The sequence below is a fragment of the Lacrimispora struthionigena genome, assembly GCF_048627165.1.
Lineage (GTDB): Bacteria > Bacillota > Clostridia > Lachnospirales > Lachnospiraceae > Lacrimispora.
The window spans coordinates 1,866,460-1,883,960 of sequence record NZ_JBMBWP010000001.1 but is presented as its reverse complement, the minus strand read 5'-3'; the positions used below and the strand labels follow the sequence as shown (position 1 = coordinate 1,883,960).

The window sequence follows — 17,501 nt, the reverse complement described above, 5'->3', positions numbered from 1 at the left end:
TCCAGACCCCTCCTTAACCATAGCTTTTTACTATCATACAATATATTTTACCGATTTTCAATTTAAATACCAGATGATTTCTAACGTGTCCATCATTACACACGATCAAAAAAACAAATTTAGATTAATAAACATATACTATAATTGACTTAACTTTTGATTGGAGAACCAGGAGACTTATGTTTAAAGACAAGACTCTGCTCATAACAGGAGGGACCGGTTCCTTCGGGAATGCCATGCTGAATCGGCTCCTCGATACAGATATAGGAGAAATCAGAATATTTTCACGAGATGAAAAAAAACAGGATGATATGAGGAAAAAATATAATAACAAAAAAATAAAGTTTTTAATTGGTGATGTAAGGGATATTACAAGTGTAAAAAACTGCGTGCGGGGTGTGGACTATATTTTCCATGCAGCTGCCCTCAAACAGGTACCAAGCTGTGAATTCTTCCCCTTAGAAACGGTCAAGACCAATATTTTAGGCACAGATAATGTGCTGAGTGCGGCCGTGGATGCAGGCGTTAAAAAAGTGGTCTGCTTATCAACTGACAAAGCCGTTTACCCTATAAATGCAATGGGCATGTCCAAGGCCCTGATGGAAAAAACCTTTATCTCCAAAGCCAGAACATCAGAAAATATAGTAATCTGCGGTACCAGGTACGGCAATGTCATGGCATCCCGAGGTTCCGTGATTCCTCTGTTTATTGAGCAGATAAAAAATGGACAGCCGCTCACTGTAACGGATCCGGATATGACCCGGTTTCTGATGAATCTGGATGATGCCATTGAACTGGTGCTTTTCGCATTTGAAAACGGAAAATCCGGGGACCGGATGGTGAAAAAATCACCGGCAGCTACCGTTGGTGATCTTGCTCAGGCACTCAAGATCCTGTTCCATGCCGATAACGAAATCCAAAACATCGGCATAAGAATGGGGGAAAAAATGCATGAAACGCTGCTTACCCGAGAGGAAATGGCATCAGCAATGGATATGGGAGATTATTTTTGCATCCCTGCAGATGAAAGCGACTTAAACTATGCAAAATATTTTAGCGACGGTAACCGGGATATGGGAACCATACAGGAGTACAACTCAAATAATACCCACCGGCTGTCCCCGGAAGAACTGAAAGAAACGTTGTCAGGCTGCAGCTATGTGGCAAATGAATTAAAGGAGTGGAACCATCTATGAAAATACTGGTTACAGGTTCAGGCGGATTTATCGGAAAAAATTTGTGTGTCCAGCTGGAAGTCGGGGGAGACTGCCAGCTCTTTAAATACGACATACAGACCAGCCCGGAGCTTTTAGAGCGCTATGCAGCAGACTGTGATTTTGTTTTTCACCTGGCCGGCGTTAACAGACCGGAGCATCCCTCAGAGTTTGAGGAAAACTATAAGTTTACCAGTGCGCTGTTAAAGGCTTTGAGAAATAGCGGTAAAAAAACACCTGTGCTCATGTCATCCTCTATACAGGCACAGCTTGATAATCCTTATGGTCTAAGCAAACGGAAAGCAGAGGATCTGGTAAAGGCATATGCGGATGAAACAGGAGCCGATATTTATATCTTCCGCCTGCCCGGGGTTTTCGGCAAATGGTGCGCACCTAACTATAACAGTGTAGTGGCTACCTTCTGTCACAACATCGCCCGTGGTTTACCCGTACGCATGGATGATCCCGATACAAAAATTTCACTGGTCTATATTGATGATGTGCTCCAAGGTTTTACAGCAGCATTGCAGGGCGATATCATAAAGCAGAACGGGTTCTGTCAGGTGGAACCCGTTCATCACACTACGGTCAGGGAACTGGAACGTACCATCAGGGGATTTCGGGATGGCAGGCAGAACCTTGAGCTGGCGGACATGGCCGAACCACTGACCCGAAAACTGTACAGCACCTATTTAAGCTATCTGCCTGTTGACCAATTCTGCTATGCACTTAAGGAACACAGGGATCAGCGGGGCGCTTTTGCTGAATGCCTTAAATCAGCAGCAGGGGGGCAGATCTCTGTTAATATTACAAGACCAGGCATGACAAAGGGCGGTCACTGGCACCATACCAAGACAGAGAAATTCATAGCCGTAAACGGTTGTGGCATCCTGCGCTTTCAAAAACTGGGCGGGGGGGATCTCCTTAAGTATCCCATATCATCAGAAAAACTGGAGGTAGTAGACATTCCGCCTGGCTATATCCATGATGTAACCAATACAGGCAGCAGTGACCTGGTGTTGCTGATCTGGGCCAGCCAGCTTTACGACCCTGAGCATCCGGACACATATCCTGCTGAATTTAATGATAATTCATGCAAAAAGGAGTAAGCAATGAAGAAACTGAAATTAATGACCATACTGGGAACCAGACCGGAAATCATCAGGCTGTCCGCCTGTATCAAAGCTTTTGACCAGTATTTTGACCATATTCTGGTTCATACAGGGCAGAATTGGGCGAAATCCTTAAATGACGTTTTTTTCGATGACCTTGAAATCCGTCCGCCTGATTACTGCCTTTCATGCCCTGGTGAAACTCTTGGGGATACCATTGGCAATATTATCGCAGAATCCTACCGGATTTTACAAAAGGAAAAACCCGATGCCCTGCTTGTGCTGGGAGATACCAATTCAGCACTGTCAGTCATCTCCGCCAAGCGCCTTAAGATACCCATCTTCCACATGGAAGCGGGCAACCGGTGCTTTGACTTAAATGTGCCTGAGGAAATTAATCGCAAGATCGTGGATCACGTATCTGATATAAACCTGGCCTATACAGAACATGCCAGGCGATACCTTCTGTCTGAAGGTATTACAAAAGAGCATATCTTTGTCACTGGCTCTCCCATGACCGAGGTACTTGAAAGCTGCAGGCAGAAAATCGACCAAAGCAGCATACTGAGCAGGCTTATGCTGGAACAGAACCGGTATCTGGTCGTATCCGCTCACCGAGAAGAAAACGTTGATGCAGAAGGCACATTTATTCCACTTATGCAGGCTGTCAATGCGGCCGCAATGGCTTACCGGATGCCTGTGATTTTTTCGGTGCATCCCAGAAGCCAGAAAAAAATTAAAGATTACGGCTTTGTCTTTGATCCGCTTGTACGATGCATGGAACCCTTCGGCTTTCTGGATTATTGCCAGCTGCAAAAAAGCTCTTTTTGTGTGTTGTCCGACAGTGGAACTCTTTGCGAAGAAAGCGCGATTCTCGGTTTTCCTGCAGTACTTCTTCGAACTTCCACGGAAAGGCCCGAGGCCCTTGACAAAGGTTCTGTCATTATTGGAGGAACAAACGAAAAAGACATCCTACAGGCCCTTGCGTTGTCTGTATCTATGGGAACCAGTAAGGAATTGATTGCTCCGATTCCCGACTATACAGATACCAATGTTTCCTGTAAAGTAGTCAAAATCATTGAAAGCTACACCAAAATTATCAATCAGAATATATGGAAAAAAACTATATGAGGTGAATAAAATGAGTCTTGTGCACACTCTGCTGTTCATGTTAAGACAGGGACAGGATATGAAATTCGCCCTCAGCTGTTTAAAATCTCTGGAAAAAAGCACCTACAAAACAATTGTCGTCTATAATCAGGGAAACCTGACTAATGATAATTTGAAAAATTTTTTACAAGAAAATTTTAAACTTGACTTTCACATTATTGGGGACGGCACAAATGTAGGCACAACAGTTGGACGGCAGAAATGTTTTGAATACATTTGGAATAATATACCAGATACACTATATATCAGCGAACTGCATTTAGACATGATCTTCTCTCCAAACTGGGAGACCCCACTGGTCACCTATCTTGAGAATAATGAAGAACCCCTGATCAGCTGCGGCATTGTGGATAAAAAAGGGGCGATGCCCTTTTTAAACAAAACTGCTGTTCTGCCTGAACAGTTATCACAATACGATGACTTTCTTTTGGGATTGCGAACTGACAGCGTAGTTCAGGGATTTACGAATCCATGTGTTCACGTTTCTGAAATACTCAAGAAAACAGGCGGCTATAATGCAGCTTTTTTAAAGGGACGCCAATGCTTTGAAGATGACAGTATGCTTCTTGGTTACTACTACTATTATGGAACTAAACGGAGCTGGTATCCAAAAGTCAATTATAATTCCGTGGTATATCACGAAATCGCCGGTCAGAGGATGACAGCAGGCGGTAAATCCGCAGACAATTTTGACGGCCTGGTAAAGCAATACGGCACCATGGGACTCAAAGCTTTAAGCGAATTGCACGGCAGTCCATGGCACAAACAATATTTTTTAACCCGTTATCAGGAAGGACTGAATAAATAAATGAAAGTACTCATTCTTGGAAACAGACTATTTTCATACGATATGCAGTGGGGATTTAAGCAGGCAGGCTGCGAAGCCTCCGTCCTCACGGCTACCACTGTGAATCAGATGGATCAGATTTTAACAAATTGTGACGCTGACCTCCTTATCACTCTGGGAGCACCTCTGGAACTCAAACATGATGTCATGTCATTTCTGGGAAATAACCGCCCTAAGTCTCTGAAGCATATCCACTGGGACACCGATGGCATATCCAGTACCTATTTCCTTTCAAAAACAGGAGACGGTATTGAGATGGATATCATTTATGCATCAAAACCTGATCTGGTGCTTACCATGTGTCCGGAAATGCGCCAGTTTATTATTAAAAAGGGGTTCCCCTGCGAGATGATGTATTACGCCTACTGTCCGGTCGTTCATCATCCAATGGAAGGCCTTAATACAAAAGAAGAATTTATTAATCTGATCGGCAATTCTTACGCAATGATATACCCATTCCATCCGGAACACTACCGCTATAAATCACTGCAGATACTCTTAAAACCGCTTCTGGAAAACGGATACCAGATACAGCTTTACGGAGACCCGGGCTATTTGCCCCTTATCAAACAAATATTAGCCATGGATACGCCTCAGATCCATTATCATGGGGGTATGGCCTATGACCGCACCTGCGCAGCATATAACAGCAGTTTTGTTAATCTTGTAACACAAAATCACCAGCAGACCATAACCAAGCGTACCTTTGAAATACTGGGTTCCGGCGGTTTTGTTCTGTCATCCGACAATGCTGAGATCAGAAACCTGTTTACTCCGGGACGTGATCTGGTTGTGTCCTCTTCACCCGAACAGACTCTGGAACAGGTAGAATACTATAAGAATAACAAAGAGGAATGGATGAACATACGAAAAAATGCGGCGCTGAGCGTACAGAACCATACCTACAAACAGAGGGCCGAGTATATTATTGAACAGTATAAAAAATGTTTATAACCTCTCTTCTCCCTGCCTGATACTTTCATATTCAATTACTCCAATTCCACAGACAGGGAGAATACTTTCACCGCCTGCTTTCCCGTTGCCGGGAATATATTTTGTTGATTTTCAATTTAAATACTTGCCAAATGGAAAATCCTGTGATAGAATAATGAACGTTGTAAGTGCAAGCCGGCATGTCGGAATGGCAGACGAGGCGGACTCAAAATCCGTTGATGGCAACATCGTGTGGGTTCAAGTCCCACTGCCGGCACTACACCCTTGGCAGGGAGCAAGACTTCTCAAAGCGGATTTATTCTGGCTTTGGGGAGTCTTTTCTCTATGTCCACATATTTTTCCTACAATTCCCTTAATTTTACATAATATTCTAGGAAAACCAGATGGTATTATGATATACTAATTTCAGAAAAAACAAATCAGATCCGAGGTGATTTTACGAAACGTCATATTCTTTTCATGGCTGCTCTTCTGTCTCTGTCTCTTAATGGTTGCAGTCACCGAAATTATGTAAAACCAGATTTGTCAGACATTCAGACAACAAGTGTCAAAGAAACAACTGCCTCCACCCAAACGTCTGTGATAGAAGTACAGAATGAATCCGAAAGTTCCGGCAGTTTAAGCACAGATCCCAAATCAAAAACAGCTACTTCGATCTACGTTTATAAGAATGACAAGGTGACCATTGAATATCCGGTTCTAAAAGAATTAGCAGATGAATCGAAATTGGAAGCCGTCAACAATCGGTTAAAAGACAATGCACTGGAAATTATTAAAGCTTATTCCATTGATCCATCAAAGGACACTCTTACTGTCAGTGCTGACATCGTTTCAGCTGACAGGAACAGAATCAGCGTTGCCTATACAGGCATGCTTTCTGCTGAGGGGGCAGCACATCCCACCAATGTTTATTACACCAGCGTCATTGACTTAAAGACCGGGAAGAACATCAGGCTGACGGACTACGTCGATCCAAAACTGCTGGCTCAGTATGTGTTGTCTGATCAGTGTAAGTTTTACAACACCTCTCCCGAGCTTAAGGAAGCTTTGATGAGTGCGCGGACTGATATGGATGAACAGACATATACCGACATTTTTCAAAATGCAGATTTTTCATCAGAACAGCTGGAAAAAGGAGCCACAGAGTTTCCGGAATCCTTTAGTTATGAGGATCAGGGGGGCATTATTGTCTCCATACCCGTCGCTTATGCTTTGGGGGATTTTGCGTTAATTGAATATACTCCTGAGACAAAATAACAAAAAGAGTTGCCATTTATCCCTTTCTCTGATAAAATAGGACGGAAAAATAAAAAGAAACGGGGTATTCTCATGAGTAACAACGCAAAACTGACAACCCGAGACTATCTGCTCAGCATTCAGCATCTTTTCGCCATGTTCGGCGCAACTGTGCTGGTACCCTTACTGACAGGTCTCAATCCATCGCTGGCATTATTCTCTGCAGGCGTTGGCACCTTAATATTCCACTGCTGTACTAAATTTAAGGTTCCTGTGTTTCTCGGTTCATCCTTTGCTTTTCTGGCCGCGGTTACCGCAATTATCCGACCGGAAGGAACCGTGATCCCTGAGAACGTACCTTTAGTACAGGGTGGAATTATTTTTGCCGGTCTGGTGTATTTAATCTTCGCATTTATTGCATTCATCATCGGCGCTGAGAAGATCAAAAAGATTTTCCCTCCCGTTGTGACCGGTCCTGTAATTGTAGTCATTGGAATTAACCTGGCTGGCACGGCAATCAGTGATGCAACCGGTAATTTAAGTCTGGCTGACGGTGTAACACCTGCTATCGCGCTGAACCTGGGAATAGCGATATTCACATTATTCGTTGTTATTCTCTGTTCCATTTTTGCCCATGGATTTTTCAAGCTGGTACCCATCCTGATCGGAATCGCAGCTGGTTATATCCTTTGCATTGTGTTAGGGGCATTTGGAATCTTCCATATGGATTACTCAGCCATTTCAGCTGCATCATGGATTAATATCCCGTTTGTAACAAAGGATCTCAACGGCGTAACCTTTATGTCTGTTCCAAAGTTCAGCTTAGGTGCTATTCTTTCCATCGCACCCATTGCCTGCGTTACTTTCATGGAGCACATTGGTGACATCACCACAAACGGAACCGTTGTAGGAAAAGATTTTCTTAAGGATCCGGGACTTCACCGCACTTTAATGGGCGATGGAATTGCCACTCTGCTTGCAGGATTGCTTGGCGGACCTGCCAACACTACTTATTCAGAGAATACAGGTGTTCTGGCAACGACTAAAAACTATAACCCCAAGCTTCTTCGTGTGACAGCTGTTTTTGCAATCATTCTGGGTCTTTTTGGAAAAGTCGGTGCAATTCTTCAGACTATTCCGGGTCCTGTAAAAGGTGGTGTGGAGATCATGCTGTTTGGTATGATTGCCGCTGTAGGTATACGCTCTCTGGCAGAGTCTAACCTGGATTTCACACACAGCAGAAACTTAACTATCGTTGGTCTGATCCTGGTATTCGGACTTGGACTTGCCCAGCTTGGAGGGCTTAACGTACATGTCGGTTCTGTAACATTAAACATTTCAGGTCTTTTCATCGCTGTTATCATAGGTGTCTTTATGAACCTGATACTGCCTGAAACCCCTGATACAGCAAGAGATTAAGAAAGGATTATACTATTATGGATTTATTAATGGACAATGTAACTGTTTTTACCCACCCGCTGATTCAGCACAAAATTTCAATCTTACGAGACAAGAGAACTGGAACCAATGAATTCCGTGCGCTTATAGAAGAAATTGCCATGCTGATGGGATTTGAAGCATTAAGGGATCTTCCCTTACAGGATGTGGAGGTTGAAACCCCAATTGAGACCTGTATGACTCCCATGATTGCCGGTAAAAAAATGGCAGTTGTTCCGATCCTCAGAGCAGGTCTTGGTATGGTGAACGGAATCCTTGCTCTTGTACCGTCTGCCAAGGTAGGACATATCGGTTTATATCGGGATGAAAAAACTCATGAGCCCCATGAATATTACTGCAAGCTTCCAAGCCCGATTGAGCAGAGAACCATTGTTGTTACCGACCCCATGCTTGCTACCGGCGGTTCTGCTACTGCAGCCGTTGATTTTATTAAGCAGTACGGCGGAAAGCACATTAAGTTCATGGCCATCATTGCTGCTCCAGAAGGTTTAAAAAGACTTCATGAAGCACATCCGGATATCCAGATCTATGTAGGTCATTTAGATCGTCAGTTAAATGAGAATGCATATATCTGCCCAGGTCTTGGCGACGCTGGCGACCGTATATTCGGTACAAAATAGTAAATATAAAAAAACCTGTATTTTACGCCTGAAAACAAGGCATGAAAATACAGGTTTTTATGTAATACAGGATCAACCGATCCCTTTGTATACAATACTTAATATGAATACAAGTAGTGCAAGTGAGACATAAATGTATTTTGCAGTAAAAACAAAATAATTACCTAGTGGTTTATTTCGTCCTTTATTTAACTCTTCCATGATCTTCTCATCTTTAAGTACCCAGTAGATTATCACGGCACATAGCACTGCGCCAAATGGAACCACATAGATCGTAATATAATCCATCCAGGCACCCATATATGGCTCGTATTCAATGAAAAGGCCTATAATAAAAACAACTGCGCCAACAAATGCAACTGCTGCTTTTCTGGGGAAATGCAGATGTGTCTGAATCGCTTCTGAGCAGACTTCAAACATATTAACCAGAGAGGTCACTCCCGCAAATAATACGGAAAGGAAAAACAATATTGCAATAACTCTGCCCGCTGGAATCTGTTCAAACACTTTAGGTAAGGTTATGAACATCAGAGGAGGTCCGCTGGCCGGATCCATCTGAAATGCAAATACAGCAGGAATTATAGCAAAACCGGCTAAAAGAGCAGCAACGGTATCCAGCAAAGCAGTGGTAACTGCCGCTTTGGGTATATCCTCTTTCTTATCCAGATAGCTTCCGTAAATAACCATTCCTGAGCCTGTAATGGATAGGGAAAAGAAAGCCTGTCCCATAGCCATAACCCACGTTTCCGGTTTTAGCAAAAGTTCCCACCTTGGTACCAGCAGATATTTATATCCTTCAAAAGCCCCGGGAAGGAAAAACACCCGGATCGCAATCAGTAAAAACAGAATAAAAAAAGCAGGCATCATGATTGCATTTACTTTTTCAATGCCTTTTAATACACCGCCTGCTAATATAGCTACCGTCATGATAACTACAAGCAGATGCCACGGAACGCTGCCAAAATGTCCAGTTGCCTGGGAGAAATATTCTGAAGCTTCCCCCTTCATCATAACACCGGACAAGGATCCCCATAAATACCTTAACACCCAGCCCACGATTATGGCATAACCAATGGCTATACCAAAGGAACCAATCAAAGGGATGGCACCCAGAAAGGAACCGCCTTTTTTTCCTCTCGTCTTAAGAGCATAATCATAGGAGCCAATGGGACCTGTGCCGGTGAGCCTGCCAAAAGCAAACTCTCCGGATAAGCCAACGAGACCAAATAAAAATACAAAACCAAAATACACCAGTAAAAAAGCAGCTCCTCCATATTGTCCCAGCCGATAGGGAAACATCCAGATGTTTCCCATACCAACTGCGGAACCAACAGAAGCCAGAATGAATCCAATTCTTGAACCGAATTTTCCATTTCCTGCCTGGGCATGTTTACTTTCGCTCATGTTTTATTTATTCCTCAGTAATTTTCTTTTCTACGATTTCTCCCTGCTTTTTGTAGATGGAATTACCCTCTACACAGCCTCTGACGCAGGAAAGCGGATAAATATCTGCTTTTGGTCCGATCACTGTACCAGGATTTAAAATAGCACCACAGCCGATTTCTGCGTAATCTCCAAGGATGGCACCAAACTTCTTAAGTCCTGTTTCAATATCTCCATCTTCTGCATGTACGGTAACAAGAGATTTATCTGTTTTTACATTGGAAGCGATGGAGGATGCACCCATATGGGACTTATATCCTAAAATGGAATCTCCAACATAGTTGAAGTGAGGAACCTGTACGCCATCAAAAAGAATAGAATTCTTTACTTCTGAGGAGTTTCCAACTACTGCGCCTTCGCCAATAATTGCGTTGCCTCTGATAAATGCGCAATGACGGATCTGTGCGTTCTTGCAGATAATTACATGCTCGCCCATACATGCTGTTGGCGGAAGATTTACAGACTTATGAATCCATACTGCTTTTCCTACATGAACATATTCATCTTTTGGAAGACGCTCTCCAAGAGAAACGATAAACTCGCTGATCTTAGGAAGAATTTCCCACGGATAGGTGGTCTGTTCAAATAATAATTTGGCCACTGTATGATTGGTATCAAATAAGTCCTGGTTTGTCATATCTTCTTTTTTCATGTTAATAATCTCCTATTTTTGTTTTTTATAATTAGCTGCCGCAGCATCAAATACATTACGCAAATCATAATGATTATTGAGCTTCAGTACCCAAGCGGTACGTCCGGCAACAAAATTCTCCAGTTTCTGCATATATTCTTCTGAGGTTATGCTTCCCTCTGAGACATAAGTTAATCCCTTTTCCCAGCTGGCTGTCAGTTCTGGATTAAGCAGCTGTTTTATGGAGGCATTCACTACATCATAGATCATCTCTCCTAACAGCGTAGGCACAATCACCTGGGTCTTCGTATTTAAAGAGAGATATTCTATATTAAAAAGCTTTTTTAATATCTCTGCTCTTGTGGCACTGGTTCCAATACCACTACCCTTAATCTGGGCACGGAGTTCTTCATCTTCAATTAACTGACCCGCATTCTCCATAGCAAGAATCATGGATCCTGATGTATAACGCTTTGGCGGAGAAGTCTCACCTTCTTTGATAATCAGCTTTTTAACAGGCAGCTGCATTCCCTTCTTCAATGAACCAAGCATGGCAATAAAAGCTGGATTGTCCATTTGCTTTTGTGATGTTTCAGAATTATTCTCATCCTGATTTTCACTGTCAGGGAGAGGTTCTTCCGTCTTTTCCTCTGCTTTTTTCTTGCTGCCGGAACCATCTGCCACTTTTAAGTACCCCTCTTCCAGCATTACCCGGAAGTTGGAATAAAAGTGCTCTTTTTCTTCAACCAGCTCAAGCGCATACTTTTGATAAATGGCCGGCGGATAGAAAATACTTAAAAACCTTCTTGCAACCACTTCATAAACCTTAGCCGCAAGGGGTGTTAAGCCTCTTAAGGAGGAAAGACCCTGACCAGTGGGTACGATGGCATAATGGTCCGTAATCTGCTTATCATTGACATATCTTGTTTTATCAATTGATTTGTAGGATCCTCTGTTTAATACTTCCTCTGCCGCGTCCTTTAAAGGCTCAAAACCTTTCAGACCACTGATGTTCTTATAGATTTCCTTTGCTACTGCGGTGGAAAGAACTCTGGCATCTGTTCTGGGGTAAGTGACCATCTTCTTCTCATAAAGCTCCTGAACTACCTTAAGAGTCTCATCAGGACTAATCTTAAACATCTTAGAACAGTCATTTTGAAGTTCAGCCAGATTGTAAAGCAACGGCGGATTCTTTGTTTCCTTCTTTTTTTCAATTGATGCAACAACTGCTTCCATGGGATCTGATGCAGAAAGTATCCCTATCAGCTCCTCGGCATGCTTTCTTTCTTTAAATCCATTCTCTTTATAGAGGTATGGCGACTCATAAAACTTAGACCCCGGAGCGCTTTTCCATTCACCGTCAAAATCAAGATCTTCTCTGGTAAACGTACCGATAACGCGGTAAAACGGTGTCTTTACAAAGTCCCTGACTTCCCGCTCTCTCCGCACCACCATTCCCATTACACAGGTCATGACCCGGCCAACGGAAATAACAGTATTCTTCCCGCTCTTTAAATAATTTGAAATATTCTGTCCGTATCTTAGTGTAAGCAAACGGGAAAAATTAATTCCCATAAGATAATCTTCTTTTGCACGCAGATACGCAGAAGCCGAAAGATTATCATATTCCGTTTCGTCTTTTGCTTCCCGTATGCCTCTTAATATTTCCTCTTCTGTTTGGGAATCAATCCAGACTCTCTTCTGCTTCTTATCCTTCACCCCCGCCATCTGGGCAACCAGTCTGTATATGTATTCTCCTTCTCTTCCGGAGTCAGTACAAACATAGATTGTATCCACGTCAGGTCGGTTTAGCAGACTGCTTACAACTTCAAACTGTCTGGCTGCACTTGGAATTACTTCATATTTAAATTCTTTTGGAAGAAACGGCAGGGTGGCTAAGCTCCATCGCTTATATCTGGGATCATAGATTTCCGGATAGCTCATCGTGACCAGATGTCCCACGCACCAGGTAATAATCACCTGATCTGCTTCTATGTATCCGTTGCTGCGTTTTGCGTTGATTTTAAGCGCATTTGCGAACTCCTGAGCCACACTTGGTTTTTCTGCAATGTATAACGATTTAGACATATAACTCCCTACTGCTTTGTGATAGTAACCGTTCTATTATACCATTAAACTTCATGAATAGCAAATATTTCTGACAACTCTCACCAAAAGGCACATCAAATTTTATTATAACATTGATAAATTTTAATATCAATGGTACAATAATTAACAATTTACTTAAAATTCCATTACACGAAAAAAAAGGAGTGTTTTTCTTATGTCTGTACAAAAAGTAAAAGAATACTTCAAAGAATCTGGCCGGGACTGCCAGGTTATGGAGTTTCCTGTTTCCAGTGCAACCGTAGAATTAGCAGCAAAAGCCCTTGATGTGATTCCGGCAAGGATTGCAAAAACCATGTCGTTTCACGCTTCTGAAGAAAACAGCTGTATCCTGGTGGTTACAGCCGGCGACATGAAAATTGACAATGCAAAGTTTAAAAAAACATTTGGAATTAAATCAAAAATGCTGTCCGCCGACGAAGTATCTGCCTTCACTGGTCATGAAATCGGAGGAGTATGTCCCTTTGCCAATCCTGATTGTGCAACCACTTACTTAGATGTGTCTCTTCAAAGATTCTCTTCTGTTTTTCCGGCAGCCGGCAGTTCTAATTCAGCCATAGAACTGACCAACGAAGAACTGTTTTCATTTGCCCAGGCGAAAGAATGGGTTGATGTATGTAAAGGAATTGAAGTTTCCAATTAATATAAAAGAAAATAAAACCGGGGGGCTTTATGACAGCAAACAACAAAGTAACTTTACAGATTGTATTGATTTATATTTTTGTATTACTGACGGGATTTTTATTGAGGAATTATGAAACAAATATACATTATCAATGGGTTTTAATCTTTATCAGTATTTTTGAAATTGCATTGATATGCTACATAACAGGAAAAGTGGATGGAGAGCCGCTTAGCAGTATTGGTTTGCGAAGCATTTCTATTATGGATATTGTACATGGTGTAGTGCTGGGGGTTATTCTTTACCTTCTTTACACCGTTCCGGTGGAGTTATTTACAGATGTGTCCGCAACTGCTGATCGCCCTCTTCCATTTAGTGAAATGCCTTATTTATACACCCTTCTCCTCATTTCATTTATTAATAAAATTACAGATGAATTCATATTCAGAGGATACATCTTCACAAAATTGAATCAGCTTCTTTCATCTAAATGGTCTGTTATTCTTATCAGCTTCTTACTTATTTATGTTATTAATCAGTCTAAGACTTTAAGGTTTAATGGAGTAAATATGTATGGAGCATTTATTACAACAGTTCTGTATTGCTATTACTTATACTCTTTTTCAAGAAAAAGTATTATTCCATTGATCATTTCTGATGGTCTGCTAATCATACTGAGAGCAGGATACGGATATATCATATGGGAGGCGATCTTCAGCTTCTTCTAAAACATAACTCCCGCTGGATTTAAGCAGCGGGAGTTTGTTTTTTGAATTCCGACAAGATAACCGACAGAAACAACAAAGCACAGCCTGTCAGTAATTTTAAAGTTACCGGCTCTCCCAGCAAAAAAACGGAGAACAGCAGACCAAATACTGATTCAAAAGACAGAATAATGGAAGAAGTGTTGGGACTTAAATGCTTCTGTCCCATATTCTGAAGCAGAAAACAGATCATTGTGCTGAAAATGCCAAGGTAAAGAAGGCTGACCGTCATAGAGTGATCAATTACAGACAGATCCAGTCCTCCCTCTAAAAACGGAGCAACCAACCAGCTTAACCCGGCTGCAACTGCCATCTGCATCACCGTTAGTATAATAGGATCATGGGTTTCAGTATACCGGTCAACAAATACAATATGAAAAGCAAAAAATATACCACAGATAAGAGTCATAAAATCACCAATATTCACTCTTAAATCACCCTCCAGAGAAATAAATCCCAGACCAATGACTGCGATAACTGCCGCTCCAACATTGTTCTTTGAAGGTTTTTTTCTATTAAAAAACCAGTGCAGGAAAGGAACAAGAATGACGTATAATGTAGTAATAAAAGCATTTTTACTGGCAGTGGTATACTTTAGTCCATAGGTTTGAAAAAAATAACTGATAAACAGAAAAAATCCCAAAACCAGACCGCAGATAATATCTGTCTTTCCAACCCTCTTCAATCGTTTCCAAAATACCACCGTAAGTGCTGCAAAAGCAATAGTAAACCGCAGTGCCAGCAGATAGGTTGGTGATATGACATCCACCGAATTTTTCATTACCACAAAAGCACTTCCCCAAATTACAGTGGTGATAATCAGTCCTATGACTGACAGTGCTTTTATCCCTTTTTCATTCCCTTTATTCATAAGTATACAATTATGTCCTTTCACAAGCGTACAGGGGCGCAATAATCTGCGTCCCTGAATTGATAACAATGCTTCTCTAAATTGTTGAAAACTTATATATTGTTGTTGTCTGATATTCCTGTCCCGCTTTTAGAATCGGGGAAGGGAATTCAGGAGTATTCACCGCATTGGGGTAGTACTGGGTTTCAAAGCAATAACAGCAGCGTTTGCTGTAAACGGCTCCACCCTTACCAGGCATCTGGTTATTTAAAAAGTTTGCAGTATAAAACTGCATTCCTGGAAGATCGGTATACACTTCCATTCTGATTCCTGTTTTATCAGACTCTGAAGCTGCGCATAAAGCCAGTTCTTTTGACGGATGATTTAATACCCAGTTATGGTCATAGCCGCTTCCAAAAACAAGTGCTTCATAATCTTCATTGATATCCTGCCCGATGGTTTTCATAACAGTGAAGTCCATGGGGGTTCCCTTAACAGGAGTAAATTCGCCTGTAGGAATTGATATTTCATCAGCCCTGGTATATGTATCTGCATCAATCCATACTTTCTGATCTAATGCACTTCCGCCATCATGTCCATCCAGATTAAAATAACTGTGGTTAGTAAAGTTTGCCACTGTATCCTCATCACAGATCATGTGATAATCAATCTTTAAGCCATCGTCTGGTGTGAGGGTATATGTTATGGTAATATTGGCATTGCCGGGATATCCCTGATCTCCATCTGGTGAAAACAGGGAGAAACTCACACTGGTTCCCATATCATTTTCTTCTGCCTCACTGTCCCAAAGACGTGATTGGTAAAGATCCAGACCGCTGTGTAGGTTATTGGTACTGTTATTAGCTGTAAGCTTATATTCTTTCCCATTCAGCATAAACTTTGCACCGGCAATACGGTTGGCATTTCTTCCAATGGGTGCACCAAAGTGAGGCGGGTTGAGCAGATAATCCGATACACTATCATACCCTAATACCACATCCGTTTCCTTTCCGTTCCGATCAGGCACATTCATGGTTACCCAAACTGCACCCAGATTTGTAAATGAAGCAGATACTTTGTTTTCATTTACCAGTGTATATAAATACACCTCTCTGCCATCCGGCATGTTTCCCCAAAGTTCTTTTTTGTATGCCATCTTACTTCCTCCATATACCTATTTTATAAAGGCTCTCTCCTGGACAGAGAGAGCCTCATAATCCAGTTAATCTCTGGCTTTGATATACCCTTTCGCAGTCAAAAGCTCTGCACAGAGTACTGCGCCGCCGGCTGCCCCGCGAACGGTATTGTGGGACAAACCAATAAATTTATAATCATACACAGAATCTGTTCTTAAACGACCAATAGAAACTCCCATTCCGCTTTCAAAATCCACATCAAGGGCAACCTGAGGACGGTTATCTTCTTCTAAGTACTGGATAAACTGCTTCGGTGCACTTGGAAGATCCAGTTCCTGGGGAAGACCCTTAAAGTTCACAAGACGGTCTATTAATTCTTCTTTCGCCGGCTGCTTACGGAATTTTACGAAAACTGCTGCAGTATGACCATTGAGAACGGGAACACGAATGCACTGGCAGGTGATCACCGGCTCCTGTGCTTTTACAATCTCTCCATTTTCAATGGTTCCCCATAAACGAAGGGGCTCCTGCTCGCTTTTCTCTTCCTCACCGCCGATATAAGGAATAATGTTTCCTTCCATCTCAGGCCAGTCTTTAAAGGTCTTTCCTGCGCCTGAAATCGCCTGATAAGTTGTAGCTACCACCTCGTATGGTTCAAACTCTTTCCATGCAGTCAGAACCGGTGCATAGCTTTGGATGGAGCAGTTGGGTTTTACGGCAATAAATCCCCGCTCTGTACCAAGGCGCTTTCTTTGATCTTTTATTATTTCAAAATGCTCTGGATTAATCTCCGGGATGACCATAGGAACATCCGGTGTCCATCTATGGGCGCTGTTGTTGGAAACAACTGGAGTCTCAGTTTTTGCATATGCTTCTTCTATGGCTTTAATCTCATCTTTCGTCATATCCACTGCACTGAATACAAAATCCACACCTGCTGCAACTGCCTCAACTTCATTTACATTCATGACTGTTAAGTGTTTTACTGCTTCCGGCATGGGAGTTGACATCTTCCAACGGTCTCCAACTGCCTCTTCGTATGATTTTCCTGCTGAACGTGGACTGGCTGCCACAGTCACCACCTCATACCATGGGTGGTTCTCAAGCAGAGATATAAATCTCTGACCAACCATACCAGTAGCTCCTAATATACCAACTCGCAACTTCTTTTCCATCGCACTCTCCTCATTTCTTTTCATTTTGTAATACTATAATACGCTAAATTCTTAACTATCCTATAACAAAGTGAAAAAAAAATCAATATTTATTCGTCAGAAAAATACATTTGTGCGTGTCACGAAGACATTTCTTTAAAAT

General features: G+C 42.1%; 16 protein-coding genes and 1 tRNA gene. 11 read left to right on the top strand and 6 right to left on the bottom strand.

The annotated features are described in order from the left end of the window. The first annotated feature begins 179 nt into the window (after positions 1 to 179). The 9 genes from ACOAOT_RS08435 (at position 180) to upp (ending at position 8,611) form a co-directional block, all read left to right on the top strand. Positions 180 to 1,196 (top strand): polysaccharide biosynthesis protein, encoded by a 1,017-nt coding sequence (locus ACOAOT_RS08435; RefSeq protein ID WP_420216567.1) that lies wholly within the window; start codon positions 180 to 182, stop codon positions 1,194 to 1,196. Continuing rightward, on the top strand, positions 1,193 to 2,323 hold the full coding sequence (locus ACOAOT_RS08430; protein ID WP_420216566.1) for a polysaccharide biosynthesis C-terminal domain-containing protein: 1,131 nt from the start codon (positions 1,193 to 1,195) through the stop codon (positions 2,321 to 2,323). Before ACOAOT_RS08435 ends, ACOAOT_RS08430 begins: the two co-directional genes overlap by 4 nt. Before the next feature lie 3 nt (positions 2,324 to 2,326). After that, positions 2,327 to 3,457, top strand: coding sequence for a non-hydrolyzing UDP-N-acetylglucosamine 2-epimerase (wecB, locus tag ACOAOT_RS08425; RefSeq protein WP_420216565.1), 1,131 nt, complete (start codon positions 2,327 to 2,329; stop codon positions 3,455 to 3,457). Positions 3,458 to 3,467: 10 nt separating this feature from the next. Next, entirely contained in the window at positions 3,468 to 4,304 is an 837-nt protein-coding gene (locus ACOAOT_RS08420; protein WP_420216564.1) for a glycosyltransferase family protein, read from the top strand. Beyond that, positions 4,305 to 5,297 carry a CgeB family protein gene (locus tag ACOAOT_RS08415; protein WP_420216563.1) on the top strand — a complete coding sequence of 331 codons (993 nt, stop codon included), beginning with the start codon at positions 4,305 to 4,307 and terminating at the stop codon, positions 5,295 to 5,297. Between the two features lie 173 nt (positions 5,298 to 5,470). Further along, positions 5,471 to 5,553 (top strand) — tRNA-Leu (locus tag ACOAOT_RS08410). Positions 5,554 to 5,819: 266 nt separating this feature from the next. Further along, on the top strand, positions 5,820 to 6,554 hold the full coding sequence (locus ACOAOT_RS08405; RefSeq protein WP_420216562.1) for a DUF4163 domain-containing protein: 735 nt from the start codon (positions 5,820 to 5,822) through the stop codon (positions 6,552 to 6,554). 72 nt (positions 6,555 to 6,626) lie between these two features. Continuing rightward, complete coding sequence (locus tag ACOAOT_RS08400) at positions 6,627 to 7,952, top strand: uracil-xanthine permease family protein (protein ID WP_420216561.1); 1,326 nt, start codon at positions 6,627 to 6,629, stop codon at positions 7,950 to 7,952. Positions 7,953 to 7,981: 29 nt separating this feature from the next. Continuing rightward, positions 7,982 to 8,611 carry a uracil phosphoribosyltransferase gene (gene upp, locus ACOAOT_RS08395; RefSeq protein ID WP_097006321.1) on the top strand — a complete coding sequence of 210 codons (630 nt, stop codon included), beginning with the start codon at positions 7,982 to 7,984 and terminating at the stop codon, positions 8,609 to 8,611. A gap of 72 nt (positions 8,612 to 8,683) precedes the next feature. On the opposite strand, the gene ACOAOT_RS08390 is transcribed toward upp, so the two are convergent. The 3 genes from ACOAOT_RS08390 to ACOAOT_RS08380 are packed head-to-tail and all read right to left on the bottom strand — an operon-like array spanning position 8,684 to position 12,773. Next, the gene (locus ACOAOT_RS08390) at positions 8,684 to 10,015 is read right to left on the bottom strand and encodes a sodium-dependent transporter (RefSeq protein ID WP_420216560.1); all 1,332 of its coding nucleotides are present in this window, start codon (positions 10,013 to 10,015) and stop codon (positions 8,684 to 8,686) included. A 7-nt stretch (positions 10,016 to 10,022) separates the two neighbouring features. Continuing rightward, complete coding sequence (locus ACOAOT_RS08385) at positions 10,023 to 10,706, bottom strand: LbetaH domain-containing protein (protein WP_277407485.1); 684 nt, start codon at positions 10,704 to 10,706, stop codon at positions 10,023 to 10,025. A gap of 12 nt (positions 10,707 to 10,718) precedes the next feature. Beyond that, a complete protein-coding gene (locus ACOAOT_RS08380; RefSeq protein ID WP_420216559.1) occupies positions 10,719 to 12,773 on the bottom strand; it encodes a DNA topoisomerase in 2,055 nt (684 codons plus the stop codon). A 196-nt stretch (positions 12,774 to 12,969) separates the two neighbouring features. On the opposite strand from ACOAOT_RS08380, the gene ACOAOT_RS08375 reads away from it, so the two are divergent. Together ACOAOT_RS08375 and ACOAOT_RS08370 are read left to right on the top strand one after the other, a co-directional pair. Further along, positions 12,970 to 13,455: a YbaK/EbsC family protein gene (locus ACOAOT_RS08375; protein WP_420216558.1), complete on the top strand. Its 486-nt coding sequence runs from the start codon at positions 12,970 to 12,972 to the stop codon at positions 13,453 to 13,455. Between the two features lie 29 nt (positions 13,456 to 13,484). Further along, positions 13,485 to 14,162 (top strand): CPBP family glutamic-type intramembrane protease, encoded by a 678-nt coding sequence (locus ACOAOT_RS08370; RefSeq protein WP_420216557.1) that lies wholly within the window; start codon positions 13,485 to 13,487, stop codon positions 14,160 to 14,162. A gap of 19 nt (positions 14,163 to 14,181) precedes the next feature. Here the strand turns inward: ACOAOT_RS08370 and ACOAOT_RS08365 are convergent, their stop codons facing one another. The 3 genes from ACOAOT_RS08365 to asd form a co-directional block, all read right to left on the bottom strand. Then, positions 14,182 to 15,069 (bottom strand): DMT family transporter, encoded by an 888-nt coding sequence (locus ACOAOT_RS08365; RefSeq protein WP_420216556.1) that lies wholly within the window; start codon positions 15,067 to 15,069, stop codon positions 14,182 to 14,184. 76 nt (positions 15,070 to 15,145) lie between these two features. After that, positions 15,146 to 16,204: an aldose epimerase family protein gene (locus tag ACOAOT_RS08360; RefSeq protein WP_420216555.1), complete on the bottom strand. Its 1,059-nt coding sequence runs from the start codon at positions 16,202 to 16,204 to the stop codon at positions 15,146 to 15,148. Between the two features lie 66 nt (positions 16,205 to 16,270). Beyond that, positions 16,271 to 17,359: an aspartate-semialdehyde dehydrogenase gene (gene asd / locus ACOAOT_RS08355; protein ID WP_420216554.1), complete on the bottom strand. Its 1,089-nt coding sequence runs from the start codon at positions 17,357 to 17,359 to the stop codon at positions 16,271 to 16,273. Positions 17,360 to 17,501: the final 142 nt, after the last annotated feature.

Excerpts from the sequence above, each read along its gene's own strand:
- asd (WP_420216554.1), bottom strand. The coding sequence starts at position 17,359 with ATGGAAAAGAAGTTGCGAGTTGGTATATTAGGAGCTACTGGTATGGTT.
- ACOAOT_RS08400 (WP_420216561.1), top strand. The coding sequence starts at position 6,627 with ATGAGTAACAACGCAAAACTGACAACCCGAGACTATCTGCTCAGCATT.
- upp (WP_097006321.1), top strand. The coding sequence starts at position 7,982 with ATGGACAATGTAACTGTTTTTACCCACCCGCTGATTCAGCACAAAATT.
- ACOAOT_RS08390 (WP_420216560.1), bottom strand. The coding sequence starts at position 10,015 with ATGAGCGAAAGTAAACATGCCCAGGCAGGAAATGGAAAATTCGGTTCA.
- ACOAOT_RS08360 (WP_420216555.1), bottom strand. The coding sequence starts at position 16,204 with ATGGCATACAAAAAAGAACTTTGGGGAAACATGCCGGATGGCAGAGAG.
- ACOAOT_RS08415 (WP_420216563.1), top strand. The coding sequence starts at position 4,305 with ATGAAAGTACTCATTCTTGGAAACAGACTATTTTCATACGATATGCAG.
- ACOAOT_RS08365 (WP_420216556.1), bottom strand. The coding sequence starts at position 15,069 with ATGAATAAAGGGAATGAAAAAGGGATAAAAGCACTGTCAGTCATAGGA.
- ACOAOT_RS08375 (WP_420216558.1), top strand. The coding sequence starts at position 12,970 with ATGTCTGTACAAAAAGTAAAAGAATACTTCAAAGAATCTGGCCGGGAC.
- ACOAOT_RS08435 (WP_420216567.1), top strand. The coding sequence starts at position 180 with ATGTTTAAAGACAAGACTCTGCTCATAACAGGAGGGACCGGTTCCTTC.
- ACOAOT_RS08420 (WP_420216564.1), top strand. The coding sequence starts at position 3,468 with ATGAGTCTTGTGCACACTCTGCTGTTCATGTTAAGACAGGGACAGGAT.
- ACOAOT_RS08430 (WP_420216566.1), top strand. The coding sequence starts at position 1,193 with ATGAAAATACTGGTTACAGGTTCAGGCGGATTTATCGGAAAAAATTTG.
- ACOAOT_RS08385 (WP_277407485.1), bottom strand. The coding sequence starts at position 10,706 with ATGAAAAAAGAAGATATGACAAACCAGGACTTATTTGATACCAATCAT.
- ACOAOT_RS08380 (WP_420216559.1), bottom strand. The coding sequence starts at position 12,773 with ATGTCTAAATCGTTATACATTGCAGAAAAACCAAGTGTGGCTCAGGAG.
- ACOAOT_RS08370 (WP_420216557.1), top strand. The coding sequence starts at position 13,485 with ATGACAGCAAACAACAAAGTAACTTTACAGATTGTATTGATTTATATT.
- wecB (WP_420216565.1), top strand. The coding sequence starts at position 2,327 with ATGAAGAAACTGAAATTAATGACCATACTGGGAACCAGACCGGAAATC.